Source organism: Pseudaminobacter sp. Soil_N_29 (assembly GCF_057656055.1).
Map to the genome: position 1 here is coordinate 310,403 of NZ_JBDGLC010000002.1, position 16,041 is coordinate 326,443.

General features: G+C 63.1%; 12 protein-coding genes. 7 read left to right on the forward strand and 5 right to left on the reverse strand.

The genetic code is table 11. The features are described 5' to 3' along the window. From lon to cckA, 4 genes are all read right to left on the reverse strand, one after another. Window positions 1-2,415, reverse strand: coding sequence for an endopeptidase La (lon, locus tag AC3A4H_RS07470; RefSeq protein ID WP_487766134.1), 2,415 nt, complete (start codon window positions 2,413-2,415; stop codon window positions 1-3). A gap of 255 nt (window positions 2,416-2,670) precedes the next feature. Continuing rightward, entirely contained in the window at window positions 2,671-3,942 is a 1,272-nt protein-coding gene (clpX, locus tag AC3A4H_RS07475) for an ATP-dependent Clp protease ATP-binding subunit ClpX (protein WP_487766135.1), read from the reverse strand. A 280-nt stretch (window positions 3,943-4,222) separates the two neighbouring features. After that, window positions 4,223-4,864: an ATP-dependent Clp protease proteolytic subunit gene (locus AC3A4H_RS07480; RefSeq protein ID WP_348777085.1), complete on the reverse strand. Its 642-nt coding sequence runs from the start codon at window positions 4,862-4,864 to the stop codon at window positions 4,223-4,225. A 140-nt stretch (window positions 4,865-5,004) separates the two neighbouring features. After that, a complete protein-coding gene (cckA, locus tag AC3A4H_RS07485; protein WP_348777086.1) occupies window positions 5,005-7,602 on the reverse strand; it encodes a cell cycle histidine kinase CckA in 2,598 nt (865 codons plus the stop codon). A 228-nt stretch (window positions 7,603-7,830) separates the two neighbouring features. On the opposite strand from cckA, the gene AC3A4H_RS07490 reads away from it, so the two are divergent. Further along, window positions 7,831-8,724: a hypothetical protein gene (locus tag AC3A4H_RS07490; RefSeq protein ID WP_487766136.1), complete on the forward strand. Its 894-nt coding sequence runs from the start codon at window positions 7,831-7,833 to the stop codon at window positions 8,722-8,724. Between the two features lie 186 nt (window positions 8,725-8,910). Here the strand turns inward: AC3A4H_RS07490 and dksA are convergent, their stop codons facing one another. Next, on the reverse strand, window positions 8,911-9,327 hold the full coding sequence (dksA, locus tag AC3A4H_RS07495) for an RNA polymerase-binding protein DksA (RefSeq protein WP_348777088.1): 417 nt from the start codon (window positions 9,325-9,327) through the stop codon (window positions 8,911-8,913). A gap of 287 nt (window positions 9,328-9,614) precedes the next feature. Here dksA and AC3A4H_RS07500 point away from each other — a divergent pair, with 287 nt between their 5' ends. The 6 genes from AC3A4H_RS07500 (at window position 9,615) to AC3A4H_RS07525 (ending at window position 16,028) form a co-directional block, all read left to right on the forward strand. Further along, window positions 9,615-10,118 (forward strand): SixA phosphatase family protein, encoded by a 504-nt coding sequence (locus tag AC3A4H_RS07500; protein ID WP_487766137.1) that lies wholly within the window; start codon window positions 9,615-9,617, stop codon window positions 10,116-10,118. Window positions 10,119-10,219: 101 nt separating this feature from the next. Then, the gene (locus AC3A4H_RS07505) at window positions 10,220-11,692 is read left to right on the forward strand and encodes a YcjX family GTP-binding protein (protein WP_487766138.1); all 1,473 of its coding nucleotides are present in this window, start codon (window positions 10,220-10,222) and stop codon (window positions 11,690-11,692) included. Next, window positions 11,689-12,804 carry a YcjF family protein gene (locus AC3A4H_RS07510; RefSeq protein WP_487766139.1) on the forward strand — a complete coding sequence of 372 codons (1,116 nt, stop codon included), beginning with the start codon at window positions 11,689-11,691 and terminating at the stop codon, window positions 12,802-12,804. The genes AC3A4H_RS07505 and AC3A4H_RS07510 overlap by 4 nt, the downstream gene beginning before the upstream one ends. 72 nt (window positions 12,805-12,876) lie before the next feature. Continuing rightward, window positions 12,877-13,431, forward strand: coding sequence for a hypothetical protein (locus AC3A4H_RS07515; protein WP_487766140.1), 555 nt, complete (start codon window positions 12,877-12,879; stop codon window positions 13,429-13,431). 204 nt (window positions 13,432-13,635) lie between these two features. After that, the gene (locus tag AC3A4H_RS07520) at window positions 13,636-15,483 is read left to right on the forward strand and encodes a monovalent cation:proton antiporter-2 (CPA2) family protein (protein WP_487766141.1); all 1,848 of its coding nucleotides are present in this window, start codon (window positions 13,636-13,638) and stop codon (window positions 15,481-15,483) included. Then, the gene (locus AC3A4H_RS07525; protein WP_487766142.1) at window positions 15,480-16,028 is read left to right on the forward strand and encodes a DUF924 family protein; all 549 of its coding nucleotides are present in this window, start codon (window positions 15,480-15,482) and stop codon (window positions 16,026-16,028) included. The genes AC3A4H_RS07520 and AC3A4H_RS07525 overlap by 4 nt, the downstream gene beginning before the upstream one ends. Window positions 16,029-16,041: the final 13 nt, after the last annotated feature.

The following is a 16,041-nucleotide window of genomic DNA, read 5'->3' on the forward strand; positions in this document are numbered from 1 at the left end:
TCAATGGGCGAGGGTCTTTCCGGTTTCGTCGGTCGCTTCGGCCTTCGCCGGAGCAGCCTCTACCGGCTCCACCCATTCGATCGGTTCGGGCATGCGCACCAGCGCATGGCGCAACACTTCGCCGACGCGGCTGACCGGAACGATTTCCATTCCGCTCTTCACGTTGTCCGGAATTTCAGCCAGGTCCTTGGCGTTTTCTTCCGGGATCAGAACCTTCTTGATGCCGCCGCGAAGAGCCGCGAGCAGCTTCTCCTTCAGGCCGCCGATGGGCAGCACCCTGCCCCGCAGCGTGATTTCGCCCGTCATCGCCACATCGGCCCGTACCGGAATGCCGGTCAGAACCGAGACGATCGCGGTGGCCATGGCCGTGCCGGCCGACGGGCCGTCCTTAGGCGTGGCGCCCTCCGGAACGTGGACGTGGATGTCACGCTTGTCGAACAGCGGCGGCTCGATGCCGAAGTCGATGGCCCTGCTGCGGACATAGGACGCCGCAGCCGAGATCGATTCCTTCATCACGTCGCGCAGGTTGCCGGTGACGGTCATCTTGCCCTTGCCGGGCATCATGACACCTTCGATGGTCAACAGTTCGCCACCCACTTCCGTCCAGGCAAGACCGGTCACGACGCCAACCTGGTCGTCAGCCTCGACCTGGCCGAAGCGGAAGCGCGGGACGCCGAGATAGTCCGCCAGATTGTCGGACGTGATCTTCACGGACTTCTTCTTGGTCTTGATGATCTCGGTCACCGCCTTGCGGCCAAGCTTCATGAGCTCGCGCTCCAGGCTGCGCACGCCGGCTTCCCGCGTGTAGGTCTGAATGACCGCGCGGATGGCATCCTCGCTCACCGAAAACTCCTTCGGCTGCAGCGCGTGATCGCGAACCACCTTGGGCAGCAGATGCCGCTTGGCAATCTCGACCTTCTCGTCCTCCGTGTAGCCGGCGATACGGATGATCTCCATGCGGTCCATCAAGGGCGCAGGGATGTTCAGCGTGTTGGCCGTCGTCACGAACATGACGTTCGACAGGTCGTATTCGACCTCCAGGTAGTGATCCATGAAGGACGAGTTCTGCTCGGGATCCAGCACCTCCAGCAGCGCCGACGACGGATCGCCGCGGAAGTCCTGGCCCATCTTGTCGATCTCGTCGAGCAGGAAGAGCGGGTTGGACTTCTGGGCCTTCTTCATCGACTGGATGACCTTGCCGGGCATCGAGCCGATATAGGTGCGCCGGTGGCCGCGGATCTCGGCCTCGTCGCGCACGCCGCCCAGCGCCATGCGCACGAACTCGCGTCCGGTCGCCTTGGCGATCGACTTGCCGAGCGAGGTCTTGCCGACGCCGGGAGGGCCGACGAGGCACAGGATCGGGCCCTTCATCTTCTTCTGCCGGCTCTGGACGGCCAGGTACTCCACGATACGGTCCTTGACCTTGTCGAGGCCGTAGTGGTCGTGATCCAGCACCTCCTGCGCCAGCTTCAGGTCATGCTTGACCTTGGAGCTCTTGCCCCAGGGGATTGAAAGCAGCCAATCGAGGTAGTTGCGCACGACCGTGGATTCGGCCGACATCGGCGACATCGACCGCAGCTTCTTCAGCTCGGCGTCCGCCTTTTCGCGGGCCTCCTTGGAAAGCTTGGTCTTCTTGATGCGCGCCTCGAGCTCGGCGGCCTCGTCGCGGCCGTCCTCGCCCTCGCCGAGCTCCTTCTGGATCGCCTTCATCTGCTCGTTGAGGTAGTACTCGCGCTGCGTCTTCTCCATCTGGCGCTTGACGCGCGAGCGGATGCGCTTTTCCACCTGCAGGACGGAAATCTCGGCTTCCATGAAGCCCATGGCCTTTTCCAGCCGCTCACGCACGGAGAGCGTAGCGAGCATTTCCTGCTTCTCGGGAATCTTGATCGCCAGATGCGACGCCACCGTATCGGCGAGCTTGGAATAGTCGTCGATCTGGCTGGCCGCGCCGACCACTTCCGGCGAGATCTTCTTGTTCAGCTTGACGTAGTTCTCGAAGTCGGAGACGACCGAGCGCGACAGAGCCTCGATCTCGATCTCATCTTCCTCTGGTTCGGCGAGAACGGTGGCCTCGGCCTCGTGGAAGTCGGTGCGATCGGTGAAGCCGGTGATCTGCGCACGCGCGGCCCCCTCGACCAGCACCTTGACGGTGCCATCGGGAAGCTTGAGCAACTGCAGGACATTGGCGAGCGTGCCCACCTCGTAGATAGCGCCCGGCTCGGGATCGTCGTCGGCTGCATTCATCTGGGTCGCGAGCAAAATCTGCTTCTCCGCGCCCATTACCTCTTCCAGCGCCTTGATCGACTTTTCCCGCCCGACGAAGAGCGGCACGATCATGTGCGGAAACACGACAATATCGCGCAGCGGCAGAACCGCATATGCACCGTCGCCGGAAGACCTGGTTACCTTGGCCATTGTCTAACCTTTCATTTCGCGGTCGCAACTTGGCCAACCGCAAATCTCATATTAACGGCCGTGAACCGTTCCGCCTACCACTGTTTGCACAATGGCTGTAGCACGGAATGCCCACGGCCTTCACGGTGTTAGTTGGATGTGCGGCTAACAAAGATCAAGGGCAAAGCACAAAACCGTGCTCGTTCATCGACCATCTCGCTGGAACAGGAAACGGCGCCTTGCGGCGCCGTTGCTGTGTCGCGGCAGACGGCGCGATTACGCGCTGACATTGCCCTTCTTTTCCTTCTGCTCCGAATAGATGTAGAGCGGCCGGGCGCTGCCGGTCACCACTTCCTCGGAGATGACCACCTCCTGCACGCCTTCCAGCGCCGGAAGCTCGAACATCGTGTCGAGCAGGATAGCCTCCATGATGGAACGCAGGCCGCGAGCGCCCGTCTTGCGCTCGATCGCGCGCCTGGCGATCGCGGAAAGCGCGTTCTCGTGGAAGGTCAGCTCGACATTCTCCATTTCGAACAGGCGCTGGTACTGCTTGACCAGGGCGTTCTTCGGCTCGGACAGAATCTGGATCAGCGCTGGCTCGTCGAGGTCCTCCAGCGTCGCCAGGACCGGCAGACGGCCGACGAATTCGGGGATCAGGCCGAACTTGAGCAGATCCTCGGGCTCGACCATACGGAACAACTCGCCGGTGCGGCGATCCTCCGGAGAAGCCACCGTGGCGCCAAACCCGATCGAGGTCTTGCGGCCGCGGTCGGAAATGATCTTGTCGAGGCCTGCGAAGGCACCGCCGCAGATGAAGAGGATGTTGGCCGTATCCACCTGCAGGAATTCCTGCTGCGGGTGCTTCCTGCCACCCTGTGGCGGCACGGAGGCGACCGTGCCTTCCATGATCTTCAGCAGCGCCTGCTGCACGCCCTCGCCTGAAACGTCACGGGTTATCGACGGATTGTCGGACTTGCGCGAAATCTTGTCGATCTCGTCGATGTAGACGATGCCGCGCTGGGCGCGCTCGACATTGTAGTCGGCCGCCTGCAGCAGCTTGAGGATGATGTTCTCGACATCCTCGCCGACATAGCCCGCTTCCGTCAGCGTCGTGGCGTCGGCCATTGTGAAGGGCACGTCGATGATGCGGGCGAGCGTCTGCGCCAGAAGCGTCTTGCCGCAGCCGGTGGGGCCGATCAGCAGGATGTTCGACTTCGCCAGTTCGACGTCGTTGCTCTTGGACGCATGCGCCAGGCGCTTGTAGTGATTGTGGACAGCCACCGAAAGCACGCGCTTCGCGTAGGGCTGGCCGATCACATAGTCGTCCAGCACCTTGAGGATTTCCTGCGGCGTCGGCACGCCTTCGCGGGACTTCACCATCGAGGTCTTGTTTTCCTCGCGGATGATGTCCATGCAAAGCTCGACGCACTCGTCGCAGATGAACACCGTCGGGCCGGCGATCAGCTTGCGCACCTCATGCTGGCTCTTGCCGCAGAACGAGCAATAGAGCGTATTCTTGGAATCGCCGCCGTTGCTGACCTTGCTCATCTTATCCAAGTCCTTTCAGTGCTGCCCGGCCGGTATGCTGGCTGAACTATACGCATTTCGCAGCGGATCCCGCCTGACACCTACGCCCGCTCCGCCACCCCTCTGCCACACGGAGGGAAAGCGGTGCGATTCCTCACGGCGCCAAGCCCGAAACTAAGCCGCCGAAACTCAATATAGCTTTAACGTAGGCCGGAGCCCCCGTCGAGGAAACAGTAAATTGTGACGGAAATGCCGCAAGCCGAGTCAAAACTGCGTCATACTAGGCTTTTGCGGTATGCCATCACTTCGACGGGACAGCCTCCGGCGCCTCGATCGCCTCGCGGCTGGTTATCACCTTGTCGATCAACCCGAAGGCCTGCGCCTCATCGGCGGACATGAAATGGTCGCGGTCGAGCGTGCGCTCGATCGTGTCATAGTCCTTGCCGGTATGCTTTACATAGACCTCATTCAGGCGGCGCTTCAGCTTGATGATGTCCTGGGCGTGGCGCTCAATGTCGGAAGCCTGGCCCTGGAAACCGCCCGAAGGCTGGTGCACCATGATGCGGGCGTTGGGCGTCGCAAAGCGCATGTCCTTATGGCCGGCGCACAGCAGCAGCGAGCCCATCGAAGCCGCCTGGCCGATGCACAGCGTGGAAACCGCCGGCTTGATGAACTGCATGGTGTCGTAGATCGCCATGCCGGAAGTCACCACGCCGCCGGGCGAATTGATGTAGAGCGAGATTTCCTTCTTGGGGTTCTCGGCCTCCAGGAAGAGAAGCTGGGCGCAGACCAGCGTCGCCATGCCGTCCTCGACCGGGCCGGTGATGAAGATGATGCGCTCCTTCAGAAGCCGCGAGAAGATGTCGTAGGCGCGCTCGCCCCGATTGGTCTGCTCGACCACCATCGGAACGAGGTTCATTGCGGTTTCCACGGGGTTCTTCATGAAACGTCCCTTTACGAGGATGGGATCCCGGCGCCAGCCGGCGGAATCAGCGATTGAATGTTCTCCGATAAATAGGATGCCGCGTCCCCGTTGTGCAAGGCCGAGCTGAAGGGCCCGGGCCGCCAGGGACATCGGCAGCTCTATTTCTCGAGCATTTCCTTCACGACCGTCGCCAACTGCTTAAGCGAGAAGGGTTTTGGCAGGAAACCGAACTGCGCATCGGCAGGCAGGTTGCGCGCAAACGCATCTTCCGCGTAGCCCGACACGAATATGAACTTGATGTCCGGCTGCAGCTTGCGCAGTTCGCCAAGCAGCGTCGGGCCGTCCATTTCGGGCATGACCACGTCAGAGACGACGATATCGATCTTGCCTTCCAGTTCGCGATACACCTCGAGCGCCTCGACGCCCGATGTGGCTTCGTGGACCGTGTAGCCACGCGAGGTGAGCGCACGCATGCCTCCCATGCGCACGGCGTCCTCGTCCTCGACCAGCAGAACCGTCGCGGAACCGGAGAGGTCGCGCGCGGCATCGGCGACCTTGGCAGCGGGAGCCGTCGCGGCGCCCGCCTCGACGGCCGCAGCCTGCGTGCCCTCCGGCAGAGCCCGAACCTCTGCAACATGACGCGGCAGGAAGATGCGGAAGACCGTTCCCTTGCCCACCTCGGAATCGCAATAGATAAAGCCGCCGGTCTGCTTGACTATGCCATAGACCATCGACAGGCCGAGGCCCGTGCCCTTGCCCACTTCCTTCGTGGTGAAGAAGGGCTCGAAGATCTTCTTCACCACCTCCGGCGGGATGCCGGTGCCGCTGTCCTCGACCTCGACCACCACGTAGTCGGCCGGCACGAGTTCGCGATAGCCGAAGGACTTGCAGTCGTCGGCGTCCATGTTCTTGGTGCGGATCGTCAGCTCGCCACCCTCGGGCATGGCGTCGCGCGCATTGACGGTGAGATTGACGATCACCTGCTCGAACTGGCCGACGTCAGCCCTCACCGGCCACAGATCGCGGCCGTGATCGACCTTGAGGCTGACGGCGTTGCCAACCAGGCGAGCCAGCAGCATGCGCAGGTCGGCCAGCACGTCGGTAAGATTGAGCACCTCGGGCCGCAGCGTCTGCTTGCGCGAGAAGGCCAGCAGCTGACGCACCAGCGAGGCGGCGCGGTTGGCGTTCTGCTTGATGTTCATGATGTCGGGGAACGACGGGTCCGACGGCCGGTGGTTGGTAAGCAACAGGTCCGACGACATGATGATGGCCGTCAGCACGTTGTTGAAATCGTGCGCTATTCCGCCTGCCAGCTGCCCCACGGCCTGCATCTTCTGGCTCTGCGCCATCTGGCTCTCGAGCGCCTTCTGCTCGGTAGTCTCGACGGCATAGACGATCGCCGCTTCCTCCGCGCCCTCTTCTCCGGCGCCATCGGCGATCGCGTTCACATAAAAGCGGAGGTGGCGGTCCTCGTTGTTCGGCAACACCGTCTCGATAGGGGCAATGTCGGCCTGGCGCTGCCGCGCCCTTTCGAGGGCTGCGGCAAGTGCCGGCCTGTCGCGCTCGTGCACGACCGTATCCAGCCTGACGCGGCGGTCGACGGCATCACGGTCCACGACGGAAGAGAACAGCGAAAGGAACGGCGCATTGGTGCGCAAGATCCGCCCGTCCTTGTCGACGCCCGCAATCGCCATCGGCGTCGAGTTGAAGAAGCGGGTGAAGCGCACTTCAGACGCGCGCAATTCGGCCGAGGCGTCCTCGCCCTGGGTACGGTTGAGGACGATCGTGCGGCTCGGACCGCTCACGCCCTCACGGCTTGCGGAAACGCGATGCATGAAGCGCACCGGCAAGGCTTCGCCCGTCGCGGTCGCCAGGTCGAGATCGATGACGGCGTTGCGCGTGGAGCCCGGATCGGCCTTGACCGAGCGCACCAGCGCCATGCCATCGCCGGCGACTATGTCCCGCAGGGTTATCGCGCCCGGCGTAAAGCTCGCCAGATCCACCCCGAGCCACTCGGCCAGCGTTGCGTTGATATAGGTGACCCGCCCATCCTGGTCGGCGGAGAAAAAACCGGCTGGCGCGTGGTCGAGATGATCGATGGCCTTCTGCAGGTCCAGGAAGAAGCGCTCCTGTTCGGCCCGCTCCCGCGATATGTCGGCCAATTGCCACGCGAGCAACGGCTGCCTCTGCCCCGGCACGTTGAAGGCGCGGCCACGGACGCTGTACCAGCGCGCGCCAGGCTCGGCGCCTGGCCGCACCGACTGCGACAGGCGAAATTCGCCGTCGCCCGCCTGGCCGTCGCGAAGCCCAGACGCGACGCGATACACGGTGGGCGCCGCCTCGGGAATATCGGACAGCAACGCCTCGACGGTCTTCACATCGGCATCCGTCGACGCACCGGTCATCTCGGCATAGGCGCGGTTGGCATAAACCACACGGCCCTTTGTATCGGTGACGACCAGCCCCTGGGACATCGAATCCACAAAGGCCTTTGACAATTCGTCGGTGGTGGAGCGCGGCGCAATCTGCACGAAGCCGATTGCGGTGGCGAAAAGATAGCCCACGCCGATCATCGCCAGCACGCCCAGCATGCCGAGCAGGAACGGATCGCCAAGCCTTTCGCGGAAGATGCCAAACACGATTGCGGCGGCGGTAAGCACCACAATGAAGATGACAAGTCGCGTTATCGCGCCAGGACGCGTATTCTGGTCGACGATCGGAACCGGATAAAAATCGCCACGCGTTTCCTTGGCCATGCGTCTCTTGCCTAATTTTGCCCGGCTCTGCGTTGTAAGTGCACGGAAGCGGTTGAATCACATTCTGTCAAACGCGCATAGGCCTAGCTTGAAAAAGCCCCGCGAAAAACCTGGCTTTGCCTTTCGGGGCACTTTTCAGCGCCGATGAACAAGAAGTGCAACTTGCGGATATCACGTCAGGCGGTCTAGTGTCGCGCCCGGCGATAGAACCGAGCGGGGGTATAAAGAATGGATTGGTTGGATAACATAGCTGGCGCAGGATACACTTCCGCGCTCCTTTGGACGTTTGCCGCTCTCATTCTGCTTGTGATCGTCCTTGTCATCATCAAGCTGGTCAGGAGCTTGACCTCCGGCACTTTCGTCGCCGGCGGACGCAACCGCAAGACCAGGCTGGCTGTCATGGACGCGACGGCCGTCGATAGCAACAGGCGGCTCGTTTTGGTGCGCCGCGACGATGTGGAACATCTGCTTCTGATCGGCGGCCCCACCGACCTGTTGGTCGAGCGCGACATCAGGCTGAACCAGCAGCGGCGCCCCTCGCTGGCGGGCGAAAACAATCTCGATCAACCTGCGCGGCCGCGCCCGCTGGAGCAGCAGCCTGCTCCTCGCCCCGCGCCGGCACCTCGGGCCGCTGAGCCGGTGGCAAGGCCGATGCCGCAGCCGGGCATGGCACCGGGGCAGCCCGGCACGGCGCCGAGCGCCCCCTACGCTGCGCCGCAGCCGATGGCTGCCGCACCACAGCCAATGGCCGCCGCGCCGCAGCCAGTCTCGCCCTTCCCTCCGCAGCCGGTGCCGCCTGCTGCTCCACAGCCGATGGCGAGACCTGCGCCTGCGCCAATGCCGCGACCGGAGCCGAGAATTCCGCTGAGCACGCCTCCTGTGCCGCCGGTTGCCCGGCAGGAGCCGGCGCCTTCGGCACCGGCGCCCCAGGTTCCCTCACCCGCGCCAGAGCCCCAGTTGCCCTCTCCGGAGCATGACGGCATCGACGAGTCTCTCCTGAAGGAACTCGAAGTTTCGTTCCAGGAGGAGGAAAAGCGCGGCCACGCCGCCCCGGAGGTTTCGCTGGACGACGAGATGGCCAGGCTGCTGGGCGAGCTTTCGAACCAGAACCAGAAGCGATGAAACGGGGTGAGCCTGCTCACCTCATCGGTTTGACAGTGCAGCGCGGCAGGTGATTGCCGCCTGCGTCTGAACGAACAGGCGACGAAACCGCTCCGATTGGCTGGCCGTTGCCAGCCTGAGCAGCGAGCGCGAAAAAGGCGGCCGAAGCCGCCTTAATTCGTTAGCCGCGTGTCATAAGCGACGGGCTCAGTCATCCCGGTAGACCTTCTCACGGCGCTCATGGCGCTCCTGAGCCTCGATCGACAGCGTCGCTATCGGCCGCGCGTCCAGGCGCTTCAGCGAAATCGGCTCGCCGGTTTCCTCGCAGAAGCCATATGTGCCTTCATCGATGCGATGAAGGGCGGAGTCGATCTTGGAAATCAGCTTGCGCTGCCTGTCACGCGCCCTGAGTTCGATCGCGCGGTCGGTTTCGGAGGACGCCCGGTCGGCCAGGTCGGGATGGTTTGCGTTTTCCTGCTGGAGAATTTCGAGCGTTTCGCGTGCTTCGCGGAGAATGTCGGCTTTCCAGGCTGTAAGCTTCTGGCGGAAGTATGCCTTCTGCCGTTCATTCATGAACGGTTCGTCTTCCGAGGGAACGTAAGCGGCATCAACGAGATCGTTCATTCGATTCACCCCATTACCATTACCCGTTTTTTTGCGCCTATATATTCACCGTTCGTTGACCACACAAGCGCAATCAGCATTACACTCACGCTAATGTCAGTGGCAGTTCCAAGTGTCCGATCTTCGGGGCGCGAAGGCGGGGTGCGCTTGCATTGTAAAGCCGCCTGCAGAAGCGGAAAGACACTCTCCATGTCTTGCGCTTTGTTGCACAAGAATGCTGCGATGACTAAATCCTCGTCGATGTCCGGCGGTCAGAAGCGATTGCCGAAAATGGCGGAGGGGGCGACGTGAGCAGGCTTTTTCTTCTCAGACATGCCAAGGCCGCCTGGGCTTCGCCGGGCATGCGCGATTTCGATCGCCCCCTGGACGCAACGGGCGCGGCTGACGCGGAGACGACCGGCATCGCCATGCGCGACGGCGGCTACATTCCCGACCTCACCGTCTGCTCAAATGCCGTGCGTGCCCGCCAGACGCTGGAGGGCATTGCCGGCAACACCGATACAGGGCGGGTGATGTTTGTCGACGACCTGTACAGCGAAGATGCTGCCGGCTACCTCACCATCATCCGAAAGGTTGGCAGTGTCGGATCGCTACTCGTGATCGGCCACAACCCGATGATGGAAGACCTTGCGCTCGCGCTGGCCGAAGACGGAGACGACGACGCGCGAGCTACACTCCATGCAGGCTTCCCCACCTCCGGCCTGGCCGTGATCCGGTTCGACGGCAGCCTTTCCGAAGCCGCACCAGGCAAAGGTTTTCTCGAGGCTGTGCTTACTCCGCCCGACGCATGAAGGCGAAGGCCTTCGCGCAAACGCCTCGCTCAGCGAGCAGCCATTTCAAATCGCGGTATCATTGCCTATATCGGAGGCGTCCACGGAGCGGGGTGCAGCCTTTGGCGTCTCTGACCACTTTCACCGACGAGGCGCGGATTGCGCTGGATACGCTAACGAGCCGGGCGACCGACCTTTTCTCGCCTTCTCTGCGTGTAGGCGTCACCGGCCTCTCCCGCGCGGGCAAGACCGTCTTCATCTCTGCCTTCGTCCATAATCTGATCCATGGCGGAAGGCTGCCGCTTTTCGAGGCGCAGAAGTCGGGACGCATTGCCAGGGCCTTTCTCGAAGAACAGCCGGATGATGCCGTCCCGCGCTTTCAGTACGAAGACCATATCGACGCGCTGGTAAATGCCAGGACCTGGCCGGAGTCCACCCGCGCCATCTCGGAACTGCGCCTGACCATCGAATATGAATCCGCGTCGGGCTGGAACAGAGTGTTCTCGCGCGGCAGGCTCTGTGTCGACATTGTCGACTATCCCGGCGAATGGCTGCTCGACCTGCCTCTTCTGGGCAAATCGTACCGCGAGTTTTCGCGCGAGGCGCTTGAGATGGCCGTACTGCCGGTGCGCGCCGATCTCTCCCAGGAATGGCGCGATCTTTCGCAGGCGGCAGACCCCGATGCCGACGCCGACGAGATGACTGCCCGCAACCTGTTCGAGAGTTTTGCGGCCTATCTCAAGGCCTGTAAGCTCGACGAGCGGGCGCTGTCCACCCTGCCCCCGGGCCGCTTCCTCATGCCCGGGGACCTGGAGGGATCGCCGGCATTGACCTTCGCGCCGCTGCCCGGACTTGGCGAACGCCCTCGCCCCGGCTCGCTCCACGCCATGATGGAGCGGCGCTACGAGGCCTACAAGACACATGTGGTCAAGCCGTTCTTTCGCGAGCACATCGCCAAGCTCGACCGACAGATCGTGCTGATCGACGCCATGCAGGCGCTTAATTCCGGGCCTGGCGCCATGGCCGATCTCGAGCGCGCCGTGACCGAAATCCTCGCCTGCTTCCGGCCCGGCAGCGGCAGCCTTCTCACCGACCTGTTTTCGCGACGCATCGACCGTATCCTCGTAGCCGCCACCAAGGCCGACCAGCTTCACCACGAAAGCCACAGCCGATTGCAGGCAATCGTGCGGCGCCTGACCGAACGCGCCGCCCAGCGCGCCAATCTCTCGGGCGCCGAGGTCGATGTTCTGGCAATGGCGGCCGTGCGCGCCACGCGTGAAGGCACGGTAAAGCAGGGCCGAGAGGTTCTTCCCGTTATCATCGGCACGCCGCTCGAGGGCGAGACGATCGCCGGAGAAACCTTCGACGGCGAAACCGAAACGGCCATATTTCCCGGTGACTTACCGGTAAAAGCGGAATCTGTGTTTGAAGTCGCCAATGGCAACCATCGCCAGGACGAGGCGGATCCATCCATCCGCTTCGTGCGTTTTCGTCCGCCAAGGCTAGAGCGGACGGCGGAAGGCGTCACGCTGTCTCTGCCGCACATCCGGCTCGACCGCGCACTTCAGTTCCTTATCGGAGATCGCCTGGCATGACTTTTCCGCGCAAGCCGGCCGCCTTTCGCGTCGAGCAACCGGAACCGGCCAAGGACGAAGCTCCCGCCACGGCGAAGCGGCCGCATGAGGGCAACAACCCACGCAAGCCTCGCGCGGTGAAGGCCGAGGTTGCGATCGTCACCCCGGCCGAGGTCGACATATTCGACGAGACCGCCCTGGTTACCAGCGAGCCGCCGCCCGCGCCGGCCCCGCCACGCCACTCCAGGCTTGGCGCGGTCTTCCTCGGGGCGCTCGGCGTACTGGCGTCGCTCGCCATCGGCTTGTGGACCGACCGCCTTGTCAGAGACCTGTTCCAGCGGGCCGAATGGCTGGGCTGGCTTGCTGCCGGCGTGGCGGCGATTGCTGCCGTGGCGCTCGTGGCGATCCTGTTGCGCGAGGCCCTGGCGCTCATCCGTCTCGCCTCCGTGATGAAGCTGCGCCGCCGCGCGGCCGACGCCATGGCTCGAAACGATCCCCACGCCGCGCGCGTGGTTGTGGACGAACTGGCAGGCCTCGTCGCAGCCAAGCCTGAAACGGCGGCCGGCCGTCGCATACTTGCCGAATTGCGCGACGACATCATTGACGGCGGCGACCTGATAAGGCTGGCCGAAACCGAAATCCTGACCCCGCTCGATGCGCGCGCCAAGACCCTGATCCTGGACGCGGCCAAGCGGGTTTCGCTCGTCACGGCGGTCAGCCCCCGCGCGCTGGTCGATATTGCCTATGTCGTTTTTGAAGCCAGCCGCCTGATCCGCCGCCTGGCCGAACTCTATGGCGGCCGCCCCGGCACGCTCGGCTTCTTCCGGCTGGCCAACAGCGTCCTGGCTCACCTGGCGGTGACCGGATCGATTGCGGTGGGCGACAGTTTCGTGCAGCAGATCGTGGGCCACGGGTTGGCCGCGCGCCTCTCGGCCAAGCTGGGAGAAGGTGTCGTCAACGGCATGATGACGGCCCGGATCGGCATCGCTGCCATGGAAACCGCCCGCCCCCTGCCGTTCATCGCCGTAAGCCGGCCTGGAATGGGCGATTTTCTCTCGGCACTGACCACATTCGCCACGAAGGAAGGCAGAAAGGAACGAGAACGGCCTGCCGGCGACCGAAAGGCGGAGTGACGAAGCATTAACCAATCTTGTTCATGGTTCCGAGACGTCGTAAAAACGCTTCTTTGTAGTTCGGGTCCCCTGATGAAACGCGCATTCCTGTTCACCCTGCTGCCTGTCATGGCCATAGCCACCGCCGGCGCGAGCAAGGCCGAGACGCTGCGCGGCGCCGACAGGGACAAGAAGTTCTTCGAAAGCGTGGAAGGCGAATGGGTCGGCCCTGGCGAGATCGTCGCCGGCAAGTACAAGGGCACCAAATTCAGCTGCAGCTTCACCGGCTCTACGCCCTCCGGCGCGGTGGGCATGACGCTCGACGGCGACTGCCGGGTCGGCGTGTTCAGTCAGAAGATGTCCGCAACCGTCCAGCACAGCGGCAGCAAGGGCTACAAGGGCAGCTTCCTGGATGGCGCTGCCGGCAAGGGCCTCGACATCATTTCCGGCAATGTGGTCGACTCTCGCAAGGTGGTGTTCGCGCTCAACCGGAACCAGCTCAAGGGCGTGATGCAGGCGCGCATTCCCGACGACAACACAATGAACGTCACGGTTTCCGTGCGCGTGGACGAGGAGCTCGTTCCGGTGATCGGCATGAGCCTGAAGCGCGTCGACAATGGGGCCGTGGGCTCCATAGCCCGCAAGTAGGGCTTCGCAGGCTGTTTCAAAGACCGGGCATCGCGCCCGGTTTTTTGTTTGATCCGGCGGCGAACGGGCGACAGTCCGATTGAAGCGGCGTGCTTATCGGCCCGCTGGTGGTCGAGCGGGCTTTCCGCACACGTCGCAAGCACCTATCTTGCTGGCTCGACCCAATCCGTCGCAGTGGTCGGGCGCGCGAACCAAGGCATTCACATGGCCGTAGAGGCTTCCAGCAGCGATCTGACCCAGGCTGTGGCGCTGCTTGCCGCGGGCGTGGTGGCAGTGCCGATCTTCAGGCGCATGGGGCTCGGCTCGATCCTCGGTTATCTCGCTGCAGGCCTTGTCATCGGGCCGTTCGGGCTCGGAATCTTCTATGACCCCGCTGCCATACTCAAGGTGGCCGAGCTCGGCGTGGTGATGTTTCTCTTCATCATCGGCCTGGAAATGCAGCCGTCGCGCCTCTGGAGCATGCGGCGGCAGATCTTCGGGCTTGGGCTGCTTCAGGTCGGCGTCTGCGCGGCCCTGCTTACAGGCGTCGGGCTGTTGACCGGATTTCCGGCCTCCCAGGCCTTCGTGGCGGGGGCCGGCTTCGTGCTTACTTCCACCGCCATCGTGATGCAGATTCTGGAGGAGCGCGGCGAAATATCTTCCGAAGGCGGCCAGCGCATCGTCTCCATTCTGCTGCTCGAAGACCTGATGATCGTGCCGCTGCTGGCACTCGTTGCCTTCCTCGCCCCCGCCTATCATCCCGATGCCGGCTGGGCGGATCGGCTGGCGAATGTGACCGTGGGCGTGGCCTCGATAGTAGGCCTGATCATCGCCGGGCGCTACCTGCTCAACCCGCTCTTTCGCATATTGGCCGACTCGCATGCCCGCGAGGTCATGACCGCCGCAGCCCTTCTGGTCGTGCTCGGCTCTGCGCTGGCAATGCAGCTCAGCGGACTGTCGATGGCCATGGGCGCGTTTCTGGCCGGTGTACTACTTTCCGAATCCACCTTCCGCCACCAGCTCGAAGCCGACATCGAGCCATTTCGCGGGGTGCTGCTCGGTCTTTTCTTCCTTGCCGTCGGCATGTCGCTGGACTTGCGGGTGGTGGCTGAAAACTGGCGCATGATCGCCTTCTATGTGCTCGCCTACATGCTGGTTAAGGCGCTGGGCATCTATGTCGTTGCCCGCCTTCTCCGCACCGACAACCGCATGGCGCTGGAACGGGCGGTCACCATGGCCCAGGGCGGCGAGTTCGCCTTTGTGCTCTATTCCTCGGCCATGGCCGTTGGCATCATCGACGGCGAGGCAAACGCCATCCTGACGGCAATCGTCATCATCTCCATGCTGCTGACACCGCTCGCGATCCTGCTCCTGCACAGGCTGATGCCGACGGTCGAACAGAGCCTCGACGGCATCGATGTTGCCGAGGACCTCAATGGCAGCGTCCTGATCATAGGGTTCGGCCGCTTCGGCCAGATCGTCAGCCAGCCGCTCCTGCTACGTGGCGTCGACGTCACGATCATCGACAACGATGTCGACATGATCCAGGCTGCCGCGACCTTCGGCTTCAAGGTCTACTATGGCGATGGCACGCGGCTGGACATATTGCACACGGCCGGCGCCGGGCGTGCCCGCGCCGTGCTGATCTGCGTCGACAAGGGCGACACGGCGGTGAAGATCGCCGAGTACATGAAGGCCGAATTTCCTCTCGTGCCGGTTCTTGCCCGCGCCTTCGACCGCGGCTTCGCCATGGACCTCATCCAGATAGGCGTCGACTACCAGATCCGCGAAACCTTCGAATCGGCTCTCGCATTCGGCCAGGCCACGCTGGAACAGCTGGGCATCGACAGGGACGAAGCCGCCGAAATCGTCCAGGACGTACGCGAGCGCGACGCCGCGCGGCTCGACGCTCAACTCGTCGGCGGCCTGCAGGCTGGGCGCATCTTCATGAAGGGCAACCTGCCGGTGCCCGCCCCGCTGACGCCGCCGCGCCGCCCCGGTCGCGCCATGGACCAGGAAACGGCAAGCGTTCTCGGAAAATCTACAGAAACCAAAGAAGGACCTGATGCATGATGAAGGCCAATTGCAGTCCCGCGGAAGTGATCGATTTCTGGCGCAAGGCAGGGCCCGAGCGCTGGTTCTCGAAAGACGACGTCTTCGATACCGAGTTTCACGACCTGTTCCGCGAACTGCATTTTGCGGCGGCCCGGCGCGAACTCGACCACTGGGCCGAGCACGCCGATGGGTCGCTGGCCCTGCTCATCCTGCTCGACCAGTTTCCGCGAAATTGCTTCCGCGGGACGGCGCATATGTACGCCACCGACCCGCTCGCCCGCTATTACGCAACGAAGGCAGTCGGGGCGGGCCATGACGAGCAGGTGGACCCGGAGTTGCGGGTGTTCATGTATCTGCCCTTCGAGCACTCCGAAAACATCGCAGACCAGTATCGTTCGGTAGAACTCACCCTGCTTCTCGACGAGTCCTACATGAAATATGCCCTCGAGCACCGCGACATCATCCAGCGCTTCGGGCGTTTCCCTCATCGCAATCCAATGCTCGGCCGCGAAACCACGCCGGAAGAACAGGCTTTCCTGGATTCGGGCGGCTTTGCTGGCTGACGCCTTCATGGGC